Annotated in this window: 19 protein-coding genes; 2 read left to right on the top strand and 17 right to left on the bottom strand. The window is 66.7% G+C overall.

The genetic code is table 11. The features are described 5' to 3' along the window. Positions 1-10: 10 nt before the first annotated feature. Entirely contained in the window at positions 11-883 is an 873-nt protein-coding gene (gene ypfJ / locus MRBLWH12_RS16640; protein ID WP_363550821.1) for a KPN_02809 family neutral zinc metallopeptidase, read from the bottom strand. Positions 884-927: 44 nt separating this feature from the next. Between ypfJ and MRBLWH12_RS16635 the strand changes: the two genes are divergently transcribed. Then, positions 928-1917 (top strand): malate dehydrogenase, encoded by a 990-nt coding sequence (locus MRBLWH12_RS16635; RefSeq protein ID WP_363550820.1) that lies wholly within the window; start codon positions 928-930, stop codon positions 1915-1917. A 54-nt stretch (positions 1918-1971) separates the two neighbouring features. Further along, the gene (locus MRBLWH12_RS16630) at positions 1972-2448 is read left to right on the top strand and encodes a recombinase family protein (protein WP_363550819.1); all 477 of its coding nucleotides are present in this window, start codon (positions 1972-1974) and stop codon (positions 2446-2448) included. Between the two features lie 9 nt (positions 2449-2457). Here MRBLWH12_RS16630 and MRBLWH12_RS16625 read toward each other — a convergent pair whose 3' ends face one another. The 16 genes from MRBLWH12_RS16625 to MRBLWH12_RS16550 all read right to left on the bottom strand — a co-directional run bounded on the left by MRBLWH12_RS16625 (position 2458) and on the right by MRBLWH12_RS16550 (position 16792). Next, entirely contained in the window at positions 2458-3117 is a 660-nt protein-coding gene (locus MRBLWH12_RS16625; protein ID WP_363550818.1) for a hypothetical protein, read from the bottom strand. Beyond that, a complete protein-coding gene (locus MRBLWH12_RS16620; protein WP_341976138.1) occupies positions 3114-3608 on the bottom strand; it encodes a hypothetical protein in 495 nt (164 codons plus the stop codon). Before MRBLWH12_RS16620 ends, MRBLWH12_RS16625 begins: the two co-directional genes overlap by 4 nt. Before the next feature lie 2 nt (positions 3609-3610). Then, on the bottom strand, positions 3611-5173 hold the full coding sequence (locus MRBLWH12_RS16615) for a hypothetical protein (protein WP_363550817.1): 1563 nt from the start codon (positions 5171-5173) through the stop codon (positions 3611-3613). 3 nt (positions 5174-5176) lie between these two features. Further along, positions 5177-5458 carry a hypothetical protein gene (locus MRBLWH12_RS16610; RefSeq protein ID WP_341976140.1) on the bottom strand — a complete coding sequence of 94 codons (282 nt, stop codon included), beginning with the start codon at positions 5456-5458 and terminating at the stop codon, positions 5177-5179. Further along, the gene (locus tag MRBLWH12_RS16605) at positions 5455-5643 is read right to left on the bottom strand and encodes a hypothetical protein (RefSeq protein WP_341976141.1); all 189 of its coding nucleotides are present in this window, start codon (positions 5641-5643) and stop codon (positions 5455-5457) included. The genes MRBLWH12_RS16610 and MRBLWH12_RS16605 overlap by 4 nt, the downstream gene beginning before the upstream one ends. 147 nt (positions 5644-5790) lie before the next feature. After that, positions 5791-6210 (bottom strand): hypothetical protein, encoded by a 420-nt coding sequence (locus tag MRBLWH12_RS16600; RefSeq protein ID WP_363550816.1) that lies wholly within the window; start codon positions 6208-6210, stop codon positions 5791-5793. 83 nt (positions 6211-6293) lie between these two features. Further along, on the bottom strand, positions 6294-6884 hold the full coding sequence (locus MRBLWH12_RS16595; RefSeq protein WP_363550815.1) for a hypothetical protein: 591 nt from the start codon (positions 6882-6884) through the stop codon (positions 6294-6296). A gap of 214 nt (positions 6885-7098) precedes the next feature. Continuing rightward, positions 7099-7386, bottom strand: coding sequence for a WXG100 family type VII secretion target (locus MRBLWH12_RS16590; RefSeq protein ID WP_341976144.1), 288 nt, complete (start codon positions 7384-7386; stop codon positions 7099-7101). A gap of 183 nt (positions 7387-7569) precedes the next feature. Next, positions 7570-7857: a WXG100 family type VII secretion target gene (locus MRBLWH12_RS16585; RefSeq protein WP_341976144.1), complete on the bottom strand. Its 288-nt coding sequence runs from the start codon at positions 7855-7857 to the stop codon at positions 7570-7572. Positions 7858-7974: 117 nt separating this feature from the next. Beyond that, complete coding sequence (locus MRBLWH12_RS16580) at positions 7975-9036, bottom strand: hypothetical protein (protein WP_363550814.1); 1062 nt, start codon at positions 9034-9036, stop codon at positions 7975-7977. Next, complete coding sequence (locus tag MRBLWH12_RS16575; protein ID WP_363550812.1) at positions 9024-9641, bottom strand: hypothetical protein; 618 nt, start codon at positions 9639-9641, stop codon at positions 9024-9026. Before MRBLWH12_RS16575 ends, MRBLWH12_RS16580 begins: the two co-directional genes overlap by 13 nt. Then, positions 9641-10258, bottom strand: coding sequence for a hypothetical protein (locus tag MRBLWH12_RS16570; RefSeq protein ID WP_341976147.1), 618 nt, complete (start codon positions 10256-10258; stop codon positions 9641-9643). The genes MRBLWH12_RS16575 and MRBLWH12_RS16570 overlap by 1 nt, the downstream gene beginning before the upstream one ends. A gap of 64 nt (positions 10259-10322) precedes the next feature. After that, complete coding sequence (locus MRBLWH12_RS16565; protein ID WP_341976149.1) at positions 10323-11489, bottom strand: hypothetical protein; 1167 nt, start codon at positions 11487-11489, stop codon at positions 10323-10325. 11 nt (positions 11490-11500) lie between these two features. Further along, positions 11501-11809 carry a hypothetical protein gene (locus MRBLWH12_RS16560; protein WP_341976150.1) on the bottom strand — a complete coding sequence of 103 codons (309 nt, stop codon included), beginning with the start codon at positions 11807-11809 and terminating at the stop codon, positions 11501-11503. Positions 11810-11886: 77 nt separating this feature from the next. Next, positions 11887-12174 (bottom strand): WXG100 family type VII secretion target, encoded by a 288-nt coding sequence (locus MRBLWH12_RS16555; RefSeq protein WP_341976144.1) that lies wholly within the window; start codon positions 12172-12174, stop codon positions 11887-11889. 106 nt (positions 12175-12280) lie between these two features. Next, complete coding sequence (locus tag MRBLWH12_RS16550; protein ID WP_363550810.1) at positions 12281-16792, bottom strand: FtsK/SpoIIIE domain-containing protein; 4512 nt, start codon at positions 16790-16792, stop codon at positions 12281-12283. Positions 16793-16815: the final 23 nt, after the last annotated feature.

The raw sequence follows: 16815 nt of genomic DNA, 5'->3' as shown, positions 1-16815 counted from the left end.
CCTCCTGGTATTACAGGTCGCCCTCGGCGACGGTGAAGGTGTCGCAGACGCCCAGGCCGTTCTGGTATCCGTTCGCGAACCAGTACTGGCGCTGATCGCTGGAGCCGTGCGTGAAGCTCTCCGGGTTCACGAAACCGGACTGCTCCTGGATGTGGTCGTCGCCGACCGTGACCGCCGCATTGATGGCGTCGTTCAGCTCCGCCTCCGTGGGCTTCAGCAGGTACGGGTCGCCATCGGGATCCTTCTGCTTGGTCATCTGCCCGATCCAGGCGCCCGCGTAGCAGTCGGCCTGCAACTCCATGCGCACACCGTTGCTGCCGGGACCGGTGCCGTTGTTCGGGTACTGCTCCATGTAGCCGGTGATGTTCTGGATGTGGTGACCCCACTCGTGCCCGACGATGTACAGCTGCGCGAGGTTGCCGGCGGATGCTCCGAACTGCTGCCGCATGAGATCGAAGAACGTCGGATCGAGGTATACGCCTTCTTCGGGCGGGCAGTAGAACGGTCCGACGGCGTTGGATGCGGTACCGCACTGCGTCGGAGTCTGCCCGTCGACGACGGTGAGCTGCGGGGCTCGATAGCCCTCGATGTTCTCCGCCCAGAACTCGTCGAGTGCGACCTGCGCGCCTGCCATCCGGCAGTCGACATCCGCGTTGGCGTCCGCGCCGGTCTTGCAGTCCTCGATGACTGAACCGCCGGCGGGCTCCGTACCGCCGCCCGTCGCGCCGCCACCGAGAAGACCGGTGAGATCCACACCGAGGAGCGGTCCGACCAGGAGAGCGATGATGCCGAGGACACCCACGCCACCGCCGGCGATCGCCGCGTTGCGTCCGCGGCGTCGCGTGGTGTTGCCCGAGATGTCGGCGTCGGGGTTGAAGGTCATGAATCGAGGGTACTCCCGTGCCGATCAGACGTAGGCTCGGAATCATGACGACGACCATCACCATCACCGGCGCGGGCGGGCAGATCGGTTACGCGCTGCTGTTTCGAATCGCGGCCGGCGACATGCTCGGATCGGAGGAGAAGGTGCGGCTGCGGTTGCTGGAGATCCCCCAAGGGCTCGGCGCCGCCGAGGGTGCGGCGCTCGAACTGCAGGACGGCGCGTTCGGCCTGCTCGAGCACGTCGAGGTGACGGATGACCCGGCCGTCGGGTTCGATGGTTGCGATCTCGCGTTGCTCGTCGGTGCCCGTCCTCGGGGTCCCGGCATGGAGCGTGCCGACCTACTCGCTGCGAACGCCGGGATCTTCGGCCCGCAAGGCGAGGCGATCGCCGCCAACGCGGCATCCGGTGTGCGGGTGACGGTCGTCGGCAACCCGGCGAACACGAACGCGCTGATCGCGGCAGCATCCGCTGACGGGGTTCCGGCCGAGCGCTTCACCGCACTCACCCGCCTCGACGAGAACCGCGCCAAGGCGCAGCTTGCTCAGGCCCTCGGGGCTCGCGTCGGGAGCATCGGTCGGGTGCCGATCTGGGGCAACCATTCGGCGACGCAGTTCCCTGACGTGTCGCACGCGACCGTCGACGGGCGACCGGTCACCGAGGCTCTGGCCGCGATCGTCGGCGATGTACCGGCGTGGTTGGAGAGCACGTTCATCCCGCGGGTGGCGAAGCGCGGCGCCGAGATCATCGAGGTGCGCGGTTCGTCGTCGGTGGCGTCGGCCGCGAGCGCGACGATCGACCACGTGCGGGACTGGGTGCACGGCACCGAGGACTGGACCAGCGCCGGTGTCGTCTCGCACGGCGAGTACGGAGTTCCGGAGGGACTGATCTCCTCGTTCCCGGTACGTTCCGTTGCGGGCGAGTGGCAGGTCGTCGAAGGGCTGGAGCTGAGCGAGTGGGCACGCGCGCGGGTCGACGCCTCCGTGACCGAACTGGTCGAGGAGCGCGAGGCCGTACGGGCGCTCGGGATGCTCTGAATCGGTCGCCATCCGGCTACGCAGCAAGGCAGAATGGATGCTGGAGGTGCGCCGATGAGCGATTCAACTGAGCTGACGACCGGGAACGTGCATATCGACGACCCGCGGACCAGCCCGGTGCACCTGCCGCATGCTGCGGCCGAGTGCCCGAAGTGCTTCACCGAGTTGCAGCAGAACCGCAATTTCTGGTCGGCGCGACCCGATGGTTCACGTCTGGTCGGGCTCGTCGTCGCCCGCGAGGGGATGCCATCGGTCGTGCAGCAGCGCGATGACCTCACCCGCTTCGGCGTGCCCATCGAGGGCTTCCGCCACCCGGCGCCCGACATCCTGGAGAGCTGGAGTGAGCGGCTGGGCCGACTCATCGCGACCTTGAAGCCCGGTGACGTTCTCGTGGTCGCCAACCTCAACGCTCTCGGCCGGGACAGCGATGAGGGCACGCGCGCCGTGGCCGAGCTGCGCCGCCGCGGCATCATGGTGAAGGTTCTCAGCCACGACTCCCGGCACCTGGCCGACGCCGGCGCCGGCGCCTGAGCCACAGCATCAGCTCGCCCTGGCTCCTCCGGCGAGCAACTGGTCGCGCAGCGATTCGGGCTTCTCGTCGCTGAAGTAGGCGACCGCGACGAACTCGTCGAACAGCGCGCACATCACGTTCTCCAGCTCACCCAACGGGGTGGAGAAACGCACCATCAGGATCCGTTTCGTGTCGGGCACGGGGATCCAGTAGTCGGCGATCAACCGCATGACTCCGTCCGACTCCGCACCTTCCTCGACCAGCTCGACACGGTGCGTACGCAGCGCGGGGACCCCAGGACCGCGCACCTCGACCATCGACGCGAACGCTGCAGGATCGATCTGCTTCAACCCCTCGGCCATGACCTTCAGCACCTTCTGCGGCGCAGTGCCGACCGCGGGACTCATCCGAAGATCGGCCGGCTCGAATACGAGCAGCGTCACCGGCAGCGGGGTGCCCGGTGCGATCTCGGTCGAGAACATGATGGCGCGGACGTCGCCCTGCGCGCCCGCTGCCACCGCCTCGTGCAGCTGGTTGCGCACCGTAGCGCGCTCGACGGCACGATCGTCGGCAGGGCCGATCGCATCTCGTGCGATGCGTCTGATGGAGGAGTTCGTCGCCTCCTCGGTGGACAGATCCACCGAGAACCAGCGCCCCGGAAGGCGGAACCGCAGGCCGCGGCCGCTCACTCGGGTGCCGCCCACTCTCCGTAGCGGGCGTTCATATCGGTCAGGCTGACGCCGCCCGTGCCCGCCTCCGTGACGCCCAGGGGGTCGAGTTCCGCTGCGGCAGACCTGAGATCGACGACCTCGTGGCCCTGCGCCGTGTCGGCGCCGGCCGTGATCTTGATCGTGTTCGGCTCCCACGGCAGAGCGCCCCAAATGGCCTCGACCACGGCATCCAGCTCGCTGGCGGTGAGCGGCTCGGCGGAGTCGACTTCGAGCCCGAGACTGATCCGATGGCCGAACCCGTTGGCCGAACGAGCGAGGTCTCGCACGCCCACGATCCTCGGCTCGGCCGCCGTCACGGCATCCGCCACGTCACCGTAGTCCACTGTCGTTCCTTCCGTCTGTTCCGTTCCGGGCGTCGCGATCGCGCAACCCGACAGTGCACCGCTCAGCAACGAACCCGCGAGCGTCACGGCGAGGAGACGGCGCGTACCGATGTGTCGTCGCTTCATGTTCATTCATTCCAGTGGTAGTACGAGGTGTCCGTATACCCATCTTCGTTGAAGAAGTTCCCCAGGTCGGGATGGTTCGCCTGCACTTCGGCGAGATGCTCCTGATAGGTCTGCGAGTACTTGTCGGCGTTGTGGGCACCGGCGTCCACGCCGAGGACCGGGTTCGGATTCGGCGGATCGACGTTGATGGTCGTCCAGTTCGGTCCGTGCTCGGTGCCGAGGTCCCCCGCGACGATGTCGAGGTTCGGAACCGGGTCGCCGTTGTGCTGCACCGAGACCACGTCCACCGAATCCGGGATGGGCATGTGATCGATGGGCGCTCCCGAGACGACGACGGCCTGCCAGTTGTAGTCGGAGTTGTACGCCGCGAGATGCCCCGCCATGATGCCGCCCTGGCTGAAGCCGACGAGCATGACCGGGTCGTTCTCGCCGATTCCGGCCTGCTCCATGGCCTCGAGCACGGCCCGCTCGTATTGCGTCTGCAGGGCCGGCGTCAGCATCAAGGCCAGGTTGCTGTCGAGGTCGTTGACGGCCCCCTGGTCGCCGAAGCGCGACAGCCACTCCTGTGTGCTCGGAAGCGTGACGGTGTAGTACCAGCCGTCGGGCCCGAGCACCTTGGTGATCTTGACGACGGAGTCGGTCTCCCCGCCGAGCTCATCCACCTCCCCGGTGCCGTTGAGCACCGTGGCCAGGCTCGGATCCGCCGGAACGTCCTCCGGCAGCGCATCGGCGTACGGGTCCGTCTCGCTCACCTTGGGCGTCTCCTTGAGCACGTCGGAGAGGATGCTGGCGATGAGGAACGCGGCGAGTACTCCTGCAATGATGGCCGCGATGATGAGCCCGATCGTGCCGAACAGCATCCCCACCGCGATGATGAGGAGCAGTATCACCAGCACGCCCAGGATCGCGACGATCGTGTTCGCGATCCTCTTCAGCAGATCGACGACGTCTTGCAGGAAGTCGCCGATCCACTCCCCGATGCCCTCGAGGAAGTCGCCGATGTCGGAGAAGAAGTCGCCGACCTTGTCCCAGAATCCTTCATTCGTCGAATCGATCGCCGCGTCGATCTTGCGGATCGCTGCCTCTGCGGCCTCATTCATGGCTTCACGCGCCGCGTCGATCCGCCCGCTGGCGGATCCGACGGCTGCCTGGGCGTCGTCAGCGGCCCGCTGCGCGCCAGGCACCTGCCCGGTCAGCGAGGGAGCTGCGTCGTCTGCGGCATCCACCCTGTCGTTGAGGTCTTCGAGCGCACTGTCGGCGCGGCTCTGCGCGAGAAGCGCATTGTCGAGGTCGTCCTGCGCTCGCTCGGCATCGGCGTGGGCCTCGGTGAGGGCGACGGCGTACTCGGTGATCGCGTCAGCGGTGCCTTTGTAGCGGGGCTGGATACGATCCAGATCCGAGGCGATCTGCTCGTTCTGCTCGTGAAGAGCCTGAACGGCCTTGCCCTCGTCGTCGTCGACGATGCCACGCAGTTCGCGGATCACATCGAGGATCACTTCTGCCGAGGAGGCGAGGTCTGCGGCGCGCGATGTCAGTTCAGCGGGCCGCCCGGGAAGAACGCTCATGGACTATTTCTCCCCATCCTGTGCCATCTTGTCGTCGAGGTCACGGAACGTGTCGACGATCGCCTGCATGAAATCGGCCTGCGACCGCAGGTTGTCGCGCAGCTTCTCGCGCGCGATGTCCCATTTGCCGCCGAAGTCGTCGATCTTGCCGCTGAGCCCGCCGTGGCCGGTGAGTCCGCCGAGATCGTCTGCGAGAGCTTCGGCCTCATCGAAGGTCGTGGCGAGCCCCTTGGCCGTGTGTGCGGTGGACTGCAGCCGCGCGAGGTCCATCTTGACGTCGCTCATCGCTCTCCCCCGTCGTCGTGCCGGTCGCGCTGCGCGAGGCGCTCGGTCGTCGCCGTGCGCAACCACGCGCCCAGAGCGGCGTCGGCTGCTCGCACTTCAGCGCGCAGGTCCGCGGCATCCGCGGCGGATACGGGCACGCGAACCCGCAACCCCTGCAGTGCCGCCGCCAGAGACTCATCCGACATCGTGCGCCCCCCTGTTGCGTGAATACGCCTACCGTGCGAACCCCTCCGGCCCGATATCCACACCCTACGGAACCGCGGACGACGCTGTCGATGGGCACAACTGCCCATCACACTCGAACACGGATCCGACGCGTCGTCGAATCCACGTCAGAAGGCGCCGCCCGGGTACACGCTCTCCGGCAAGGTGAAGCACGCCGAACCCGAATCAATTCGGATCGTGTTTGAAACGCCCTGACCGAAGATGTAGTTCTCCGCTGTTTCCGGCGACATAAGCTGCACTTCATACTTGTCAGAGATGTTCAGGCGTGTCCTGATTTCGAAGCGATCATCATCTAGAAAATGTGCTTCCATCGCCTTCACGATCGACTCAATCTCCGTCCCCGGCGCCAGAGTGACTGTCGTCGCTCCGTTCCAGCTGTGCTGCGTCTCATTGCACGCGAACAGCGACCCCGTCGGGTTCTGCTCGACGCTAACGATGACCTCCGGCGGGATCAGCTCAGCCACCTCAAGCTCCACCTCTTGCGAAGTCCGCTTGGCCTCCTCCCAGGTAAAACCGCTGTCATCCACTGGCTCCTCCTTCGAGGGCATACAGCCAGTCAGCGACGTCGCGAGCACCGCGACAAGCACTACCTTGGCCACGTGCGCCCGCCTCATTGATTGACCATTTCAAGCATGTCCCTCAAAGCCCGTTTGTTGTCGTCGCTGTTGCTTGCGATGAGGTTGTGGTTCTCCACAAGCACACTCCCGTAGTCCGGCGGCACGTAGATCGACGGATACTCACCGACCATCCCGACCGACACCTGGTCGAGCACGTCATCGTCAGGTCCTCGATAGTAGTCGCCGTGATCGAATGCGGGATGTTCGCGGGGATTGTTCCCGCCCCACACCAGGTCCATCGACTGCGCCTCCTGGAGAGCATCCCGGTACGACAGATCCACATACAGCGTGTCCGGGTCCGCTTCCCACTCCGGCAGCATCCCGGCACCCGACAGCGAGATCACCTTGTCATAGTCCACGCCCGCGACCTCAGCGCTTGTCACGTTGGCCAGGCCCCAACTGTGCCCGAACGCATCATGCTCCGCGCCAGCGAACTGCGGGTCCGTTCGCATCCCGAGCTCGAACCGCGCGAGCTGCTCCCCCGAACCTCGCGCGGTGTCCGGATCGTTCGCTTCGGTGATGCGAATGAAGTTGACGCCGCCCTTCTCGCTGTCCTCACCCGGAAAGGGGCCGTCCTTGTACACGAACGCGACGGTCCCCGGAACGTTGTCGAACATGAACTGTCCGATCTCCTGCGCCTCGGCCCTGTAGAAGTCGTTGAGGTTCGTGAACGTCCCCGGCACGCCGAGCTGTCAAGGGCGATGGGGACTACTCCCCATCGCCCTCCGACTCCCCGTGCCACGACACGACAGAGGGGGCCGACCGTCATGGTCGACCCCCTCCAGAAGATGCCGTGGTTCAGCCGCCGGCGAGCTGCGTGTCCAGGTCCTGGATCGCACGCATCATCCCGAGCAGCGACTCGGACATGTCGTTGATGCCATCCACCGCGGTCTTCAGACCCGTGGTCAGCTCGCCATAACCCTCACCGAACTTGCCGGAAGCGTGCTGCGTCTTGAAGTCCTCACCCAGCAGGGTGTCGACCTGACCCTTCAGGGTGTCCAGCTGCCCCTGAATGTCATCACGAGCCTGCGACAGCGACGACGCCACCTGCTCCATCTCCGAATAAGATGCACCGAAATCAGCCATCGTCAACTCCCTCAACTCGCAAGAACTCGAACCCCTCCGGCCCGATACCTACACCCTACGGAACATGAGACGAACACGTCGATGGGGACAACTCCCCATCCGACCCGTCTGCCTCTGGCGATGCGACGACACGACAGAGGGGGCCGACCGTCATGGTCGACCCCCTCCAGAAGATGCCGTGGTTCAGCCGCCGGCGAGCTGCGTGTCCAGGTCCTGGATCGCACGCATCATGCCGAGCAGCGACTCGGACATGTCGTTGATGCCGTCCACCGCGGTCTTCAGACCCGTGGTCAGCTCGCCATAGCCCTCACCGAACTTGCCGGAAGCGTGCTGCGTCTTGAAGTCCTCACCCAGCAGGGTGTCGACCTGACCCTTCAGGGTGTCCAGCTGCCCCTGAATGTCATCACGAGCCTGCGACAGCGACGACGCCACCTGCTCCATCTCCGAATAAGATGCACCGAAATCAGCCATCGTCAACTCCCTCAACTCGCAAGAACTCGAACCCCTCCGGCCCGATACCTACACCCTACGGAACATGAGACGAACACGTCGATGGGGACAACTCCCCATCCTCCGAACCCGACGAGGTCAGGCCAGCTGCGCTGTCAGCGCCGCGGCGACGATGCCGAACACCGCGGGGATCAGGCATCCGATCACGAAGGCCCTGCCGGACGGGGGTGCCGCGAACAGCGCCGTGCGCTCCTTGCTGCGTTCCACCCAGCCCGTCCGCGACGCATCGTCGACGGACGCCGAGCGCACCAGCACTGATCCGACGAGCACGGCGAGATCTTCGACCCAGCGCCAGAATGCAGTGTCAGTGAGCGCGAGCTCGCGGCGGGCGATGATGTACACGCGTCCACCGATCACCTCGATGTCGCAGCTCGACGCGAGCTGCAGCAGGGCGTCCCTGACGGGCGCCGTGAGCGCCTCGCGCACCGCGGACTCGTGCTGCGGTTCGCAGTACACCGTGACGTGCTTGTCGAACTCGACGTCGATCCCCTGCTCGCGCTGAGTCGGCGGCGGGACCGCAGGCTGACCCCACACGTCACCGAGACGGGTGATCAGCGTCATGGGCGGCAGGCCCGAAGGAGCATCGAACGCGACGAAGCAGGCGGTGTGCTGCATCCGCGTGCGCGCCGACATCCTCTCGTACCCGTAGTTCGCGACCTGGAACCCTCCGACGGCGCCGGATGCGAGGCCGTCGCGGATGGCCCGGGCCCCTCCCCGGCGGAACAGCGAAGCCGGCAGTTCGGGATTCTCGCGGAATGCCTCGTACGAAAGGGAGTTCGACGCGGCGAAGCGGGCGAGCCGGTACCAGCGCTCCTCCTCGTCTCGTCTGGTTCTGAGTTCCGTCCTGATCTGCGAGACGGCCAGCGGGATCACCATCACCGCGGCGATGAGCCAGGTGTAGACGTTGGCCCCTGAGCCGCCGAAGATCATCTGCACGACGAGGGCGAAGAGAGAAGCCAGGAGGCCGAACCCGACCACCAGGACGATGAAGCGGACGACGATCCGGGCGACAAGAGCGGACCTGCCGTTCTCGCCGGCGATCTCGCGTACGCGCTTCTCCGCCTCGGAGTGCGCCGCAGCCGCATCGAGCGGTTCTCGGAGCGCCGTCGTGTCGAACGCGAGGGGCATCACGCCTGCCACTCGTCACCCTTCTTCACGACAGCGGACACCAGCTCGGCGACGCGCTCCTCGCTGAGCAGCGGGGTGAAGCCATCCACCCTCATGCCGTTGAGGACACCCTCGGCCAGAGGCTCGACCACTGCCAGCAGATACGGCAGCACCGGACCGAGCACGGCCCCGATGGTCATGCCGCTGCCGAAGAACAGCCACCGCCTGGTGCCGAAGTCCTCGCCGTTCTCGCGCTGCGCGAGGGTCGCGGAGAACCCCACCCCGAGGTGCTCGGTCTCGACGCGCAACGGTGCAGGCGGAAGGATCGCAGTCGGCGACCACAGGAACTCCGCCTGCTCCTGGCGGGAGAACTCGCTCTGCGCGACGACGATCGTCAGTGTGGCGAGTGCGGCGGCATCCGGGCCCACGAGCAGGAAGAGTCGAGCGTCCGGAGTGGCCCGCGTCGCAAGCGTCTCGAGAGCACGCTCGAGCCGCGCGTGCAGCTCTTCCGGGACCTCGACTGCCGCGGTGTACTCGGACCGCGCGCCGGCCGCCCATTCGGCGGGGCTCTGCGGCCCGTTCTCGCCGATCGAGATCGGGATGGCGTCGGCGCGCTCGTAATCGAAGAAGATGTCCATCATTCCTGCCAGGTGAACGTCGACACGTGAGCGTCGAACAGGGATATCCACAGCGCGATCACCGGGTCGTCCTCCGGGAGATCCGCCTCATGAGGAACGGTGACCGTCCACTGGACGGCTTCCGTGAGCTTGGAGCCGGGGATCGGGATGAGGTAGTTGATCATGAAGGACACGGCGCTCACGTCGTCCATCGAGACCGGCCGCCGCTCTGTCCAGCGGACGATCCGGTGCCCCTCGCCGACGGCGACACCACCGTGATTGGTGATCATGCTCTCGACGACGCGACTCAGCGGCGCTTCCGGTGTGGCTGCCCGCTTGATGCCGATCATGCTCGCTGTGCCGAGCGCCCAGGTCGGCGAACTCTCGCCGGCGAACGCGTACGCGAAGCCGTTCTGCCCTCGCACAGAGGCGAGCGCGTCATGCACCTGCCGGGAGAGCTTGAGCGTGAGCGCCTCGCTCGCCTGCGCCGCCCTGAGCCGAGCGGTCGCGCGATCCGTCAGCTGCTTCTCGGTCTGCTCGCTCAGGTCGTACGCCTCCCACCCCGGAGGCAGCAGCATCCGATACGGGGGGACGACGGCGCCGCGGCGCCCGAGCAGCTCAGCACGAAGATCGCTCATGGAATCAGTCTGTCATCTCTCTCAACGCGCACACGGGCTCAGCCGACTCCCGAGGGCGCAGGGCTCAGCTGAACGGGTTCTGATCCGCGTCGAACGTGCCGGACCATGCGCCGCCCGCCGAGTCCTTGATCGCGCCGGCGATGGCGAACTGCGACGACCAGATGTTGCCGACCATCTCCAGGGTCTGCACCCCGGTCGCCGTGCCATCCGTCAACCGTCCGAAGTCATCGATGGAGTGGCCGCCGAACAGGCGCGCACTGAAGTCCGCGAATCCCGTCACCGGGTTGGTCTTCGTCGCCCACGCGCTCCACCCGGCGCTCGGCGTCATACGTCCGAAGAAGCCGAGCGCATTGTCTGCAGCGGCGAACGACTTGAGGCCGCGGGCGGCGGGGCCGATGAAGGGGATCACGCCGATCACGCCGAAGGCGACGTCGACCCAGCTGCCCTCACCCCGTATCGCTCTCGTGAGAGCGACCGCAAGGGTCAGAACCGCGACGATCCCGGCGAGGATCGCGATGAGGGGTCCGCCGACGATGATGGCGAGGACCGCGAGGATGATGCCCGCGACCGCGAGCACGTCGGACATGAACTGCAGGAAACCGCCGAAGTCATCGTTCCACGAGTCTTCGATCTTGCCCGCCATGTCGTCGCGGATGCCCTTGGCGGCGTTCGAGAACGCCGTGTGCCAGGAGTCCCACTCCGTGTCGTAGTCCTTGGCCCTGTCGTCCCAGGCGCCCTTGGCGTTGGTCGCGAGCGTGTTCGCGGATCCTGCCGCGGTGTCTCTGGCCTTCTCGGCCTCCTCGCGGAGGGTCTCGTCATCGGCGTCTTCACCGGTCGGGTAGTCGGGGCGCTCGTTGCGTGCCGCGTCTGCGGCTTCCAGCTTGCGGTTGTACTCGTCCCAGAGATCGAAGAGGTCCTCGATGATCGTCGTCATCGTCTTCTGGGAGTCCTCGAGCTCCTGCCCGTAGGTCTTGATGTAGGGCGCCACCGCGCTGTACAGGTCGCCGCCCTTTTTGAGGTCTCCGTGGACCTTCTCCGACAGCTCCTTGAGCTTGTCGATGGCGTCGCCGCGCATGTCGGCGCCGTTCTCCACGAGCCGCTGCAGCAGGAGGGCGGAGTTCTTCATGTCGGTCGCGAGATCACTGATCTGCGTGCCGCGTTCCTTGATCTCGGCCGGGTCGCCGGTGACCACCTGGATGTGGTGGCCGCCCGGTGACGTCTGAGGCATCATCACGTGCATGGTCAGTTGCCTCCGCTGTTGTCGGACTTCTTCGCGGCCTCGACATCGAAGTCCTTGAAGCCCTTGATGACGCCTTCGAGATGCTCTGCGACCTTCTTGCAGTTATCCATCAGCGTCTTGCGCTTGTCGTCCCAGCGACCTTCGAAGTCGTCGGCGGCGTCCTGCAGGTCGTCCTCGCCGTACGGCCGTCCCACGGCCCGGGACAGGTCCTTGCGGCGGCTTCCCGCCGCCTCGAACTCGTCGATGATGTTCTTCAGCTCGGTCTGCAGTTCATCCAGATCGTCGTACTTGAGCTTGACCCCGTCGCCCACGCTCTTCTCCTCCGGTAGAAGTCAAGTGAAGGGGGCCGGTCTCGCAACCGACCCCCGGATAATTCTTGTGCCGTGGCTCAGCCGCCGGCGAGCTGCGTGTCCAGGTCCTGGATCGCACGCATCATGCCCAGCAGCGACTCGGACATGTCGTTGATGCCATCCACCGCAGTCTTCAGACCCGTGGTCAGCTCGCCATAGCCCTCACCGAACTTGCCCGACGCGTGCTGCGTCTTGAAGTCCTCACCCAGCAGGGTGTCGACCTGACCCTTCAGGGTGTCCAACTGCCCCTGAATGTCATCACGAGCCTGCGACAGCGACGACGCCACCTGCTCCATCTCCGAATAAGATGCACCGAAATCAGCCATCGTCAACTCCCTCAACTCGCAAGAACTCGAACCCCTCCGGCCCGATACCTACACCCTACGAAACCTCGCACGACACTGTCGATGGGGACAACTCCCCATCCGGCGATCACCCGAGCCGATCCCCGTCCACCAGGGGCAACTGCACCGTGACCTGCCGGCCGGCCTGCACGAAGATGCCTCGGCCGTCCGGGAAGTCGGTGCGCTTGACCTTCGGGAACGGCACCTTGAACACGGCGTCGCCGTCGAACGCATCCGGCTTGATGATAATGCCCTTGCGACCGGCCTTGAAGTCGCCGATGAAGCCGAACCCGCTCGTGACCTGGGTCACATCCGCGTCGCCGATCAGCAGGTGGTCGCTGCGGTTGACCGCCTGGAACAGAGCCTTCATCTCGCGCTCCGCCGGTCCATCGGCGAACTGCGGCACATCCTCGACGACGATGAGCATCCGCACCGGCAGCGTCTCGTCGGCGGCAATCTCGGCGATCTCCTTGGCGAGCTCCTTCGCATCCTCCGGCGTGACCGCACTGCGGGTCCAGTCGGCGTAGCCTTTGAGCTGCGCGCGACGGCCACCGAAGTGGAAGAGCTTGATCTCGGGGTCGAAACGGCGCATCGATCCGATGATCGCCTTGAGCGCGTTCGTCTTGCCCGACAGCGGAGGCCCGGCGACCACGAAGGTGCCGACGGGGTCGAACTCCCGGGGCGCGAGCGTGTCCTCGGCGACACCGAGAACCGGGAACTCGCCGATCCGATCCGGCAGGTCCCGCGCGGACAGCCGCGTCGGCAGCGCGCCGATCTCGGCCACCTCGCGGGCGCCGGCCGCGCGCAGGTCGGCGGCCAGCTTGTCCAGCAGCTTCGTCTGCTCAGCGACGTTCGGTGTACCACCGAGCGTGGCGATCTGCGTCTCCAGACCGTCGACGATCGCGCGGCCAGGGGCGGAGCGCTCGTCGAGGACGTCCTTCGGTGCGTTCAGCATCGCGTAGCTGGATTCGTCGGCCAGACGCAGCACCACGCGTCGTGAGACGTTGGCGCTCACCGCGGTCGGCACCGAGCCGGAGCGGTCGGCGCTCGCGACGACGTGCACTCCGAGCGGGCGCCCCTCGCCGAGGATCCGCATGAACGTCTGATAGAACGGCATCCGCGCCGTCGTCGACTCCCACTCGCTGCGGAACTGCGGGAAGCCGTCGATGAGCAGCAGGATGCGCGACTCGGCCTTGCCGGTGATCTCGCGATACTCCGTGAGGCTGGCCGCGTTCGCCGCGCTGAACCGCTTCCCGCGGTCATCGAGCACACGGGCGAGGGAGCGCAGGATGCGCTGGACGCGCTCGGCGTCATCACCGGCGATGATCGATCCGACGTGCGGCAGCACCTCGAGGCTCCGCAGCGACCCGGATCCGAAGTCGATTCCGTACACCTCGGCATTGGACGTTCCGGCGTGGAAGCCGGAGGCGATCGCCAGCGTGCGCAGCACGGTCGATTTTCCCGACCCGCTGGTGCCGTAGACGAGCAGCGAGCCGTCCTTGTCGGGGTGGAAGTAGGCGGGCTCCTGCAACTGACGCTGCGGAACGTCCATCTTGCCGAGAAGGATCTGGCTGTCACCGAGCACCGGCAGGTCGCGGATGTCGACCGCGCGCTCGAGGTCGTCGAGCCACGGCCGGCGAGGCGCCGGGATGCCGGCTGCCGCTGCAGCCTTCACCAGGCTGGCGACGATGCGCTTCTGGTCGTTCGGCCCGAGGTCCTCGTCGTGCGAGTCGGACTCCGGCGCCTGGTCGGCCTCCCAGGTCTGGATCGACCCGAAGCGGAGTTCGGCCACCTTGACCTCTGCCGCCTGCACCTCGTCGGTCGTCCATCCACCGGCATAAGCCGACTGGAACGACACGAGACGGCCGGGGCCGGTCTTGGCGATACCTCGGCCGGGGATCGAGGGCGGGAAGCTGGCGGCCACCGGATCGTCGACGACGTCCTTCGAGTCGGACTCGTCGGCCATGCGCAGCGCGACGCGCAGGTTGGTGTTCGCTCGCAGGTTGTCCTTGATGACGCCGGCAGGGCGCTGAGTCGCCATGATCAGGTGGATGCCGAGCGATCGGCCTCGCTGCGCGACGTCGACGACGCCGTCGACGAATTCGGGGACTTCGCCGGCGAGCGCGGCGAACTCGTCGATGACGAGAACGAGGGCCGGAGGCGTCTCCGGGTCGCGGCGCTTCTCGAGCTCGAGGAGGTCCTTGGCCTTCTTGCGGTTGAACAGGTGCTCACGATGGTGCAGCTCGGCTCGCAGGCTGGTCAGCGCTCGACGCACCAGGTGCGGGCTGAGGTCGGTGACGAGACCGACCGTGTGCGGCAGGTCGACGCAGTCGGCGAACGCCGAGCCGCCCTTGTAGTCGACGAAGAGGAAGGTGACCCGATCGGGGCTGTGCGCAGCGGCCATGCCGAGCACCCAGGCCTGCAGGAACTCGCTCTTTCCGGCACCGGTGGTACCGCCGACGAGGGCGTGCGGGCCCTGCGTCCGCAGGTCGAGGGTCATCGCGTCGGTCTGGGACTGTCCGATGATCGCACGCAGGTTTCCGGCCTTCTTCAGACGGGACTGCGGGGCACCTGAGCGATCGAGGATCGTGTTGTTCTGCCGCCACCGGTCGATCACGGCATTCGGGTCCGCCGCGATGTCGGCGCCGACGAGGGAGAGGAACATGACCGAGTTGGGGATGTCCGAGGCATCCTCGATGACCGTGCTGGAATCCACCACGGGTGCGAGCCGCTTGGCGAACATGGTCATGTACGCGTGCGAGACGCCCTCGACCTGCGCGTCGCGATATGCGACGCCGCTGCGGACCGTTCCGACGGTGGCGTGGTTCAAGCCGCCGCTCACGTCGATGAAGGTGCGGCAGGCGGCGGGCAGCGCCTCGACGACGGGCGCCACGAAGAGCCCGTAGACGCCGACATCGGCACCCCGCTCGAGGATCTGCGTGAGCCGGGCACGGTCGACGGGCGCATCGTTCGTGACGATGACGATGATCGCCGCCTGGCCGGGGAACGTCGCGTCCTCTGCAGCGCGCTTGACGTCGGTGCCGTAGACCATCGGATCCCAGTCGTCGCCGTAGGGCGGGCGCTGCGACTTCGCCTCGCGGGCACGGCGCAGCACGATCTCCTCCAGCCCGCTGAGCAGGGCGGCGCCCGTGGATGCCGAATCGGCCAGCGCCACATCCTTGAACGGGTTCCGCTCGCTGGAGGTGTGCGGCAGCCACTTGAGCCAGTCGAGCTCGTTCGCCCAGCCCGGCTCGGTGAGGGCGACCGTGACGAGCTCATTGGGCGAGTGCATGCCGAAGAGCTGCACGGCGACGCCTCGCAGCGCGTCGCTCGCGAGAGACGTGGGTCCGGCGACACCGATCGATCCGACGCTCTGCAGCGACTCGAGGATCGGCACATCGGCGATCATCTTGTAGCGCTCTTCGAGGCGGTTCACGCGTTCGACGTACTCGGCGAGCGCCTCAGGGGTCTCCGTGCGCTTGATCTTGGTGCGCGATTCGCTCTCGCATACGCCCAGCCGCACGGCGAGGAAGTTCCAATGCTCCGGTCGGCGCGTCCACAGCAGCGGCCCCAGGCGCATGGCCTCGTCGAAGACGACCGCGACGGCAGGCACCTCGTTCTGGCGGACCTCGCGTTCGCGGGGATGCGCGTGGTAGAGCTTCTCCTCGAGCCGCTCGATCTGCTCCTCGAAGGTCTCGACCTCCTTGCCCAGACGCTGACCGACGTTGGTCTTCTGGGAGATGAAGTTTCCGAACATCATCATCGGCGACGCCGCCGCCATGAGCAGCGAGAGCATGCGGCCGGTGACCGCCCACATCGTCACGGCGAGCAGGATCGGCGCAACGAGCATCGGCCACGGGAACAGTCGCGACGGCGCCTCGCGCGGGTATCGCGGCTCGTCGAGGTCCTCGCCCTTGAATCGCTCCTCGACCCGCGGGCTGCGGTTGAACATGAGGGCGCCGCCGCGCTCCAGCACTGGGTCGCCGTCGGCCGAGCCGTCGAAATCGCTGACCATGTGCACGACGAACTCGCCGTCTCCGAGCACGAACTTCTGGCCGGGAATGACTCGCAGACGCTGCACGAGGCCGCCGTCGACGAGGATGCCGTTCGCAGAGTTCAGGTCGACGAGTTCGACGAAGGTCGCTGCGACTTCGATTCGCGCGTGCCGCTTGGACACCAGCGGATCGGCGATGGTGACGTTGTTGGAGGCATCCCGTCCGATCAGGAAGTGGCCGATGGGAAGCGGGAACTCCTGCCCTGCTGCGGGGCCGGAGACGACCGAGAGCAGCGCGGCCGGGCGCGCTCCGACGCTCCCCACCGCCGCCCGGTTCGGACCGACGTTGACGACCTCGGCGAGGAAGCCCGATCCGATCGGCGCATCGCCGATGAGGAGGTCAGGTGTGAGCATCACCGGGCTGTCGCTGGTCGGCGGCGACACCGACAGCGTCAGCACGTCGGCGGGGTCCGCCGCGATGCTGCGCAGCGGGTCCGTGGCGGCGATCTGACGCGCGACGTCGGCGACGGTCGCCGTGGAGTCGGCCATCACGACGATGTCCGTCAGGGGAGCCGCAGGGCGCCGCAGTGTCAGCTTGACTCTCATCGGTTGGCCTCCTGGCGCCGAGC

The organism is Microbacterium sp. LWH12-1.2 (assembly GCF_040675825.1).
Taxonomy (GTDB): domain Bacteria; phylum Actinomycetota; class Actinomycetes; order Actinomycetales; family Microbacteriaceae; genus Microbacterium.
This window is presented reverse-complemented; position numbering and strand designations above follow the sequence as displayed.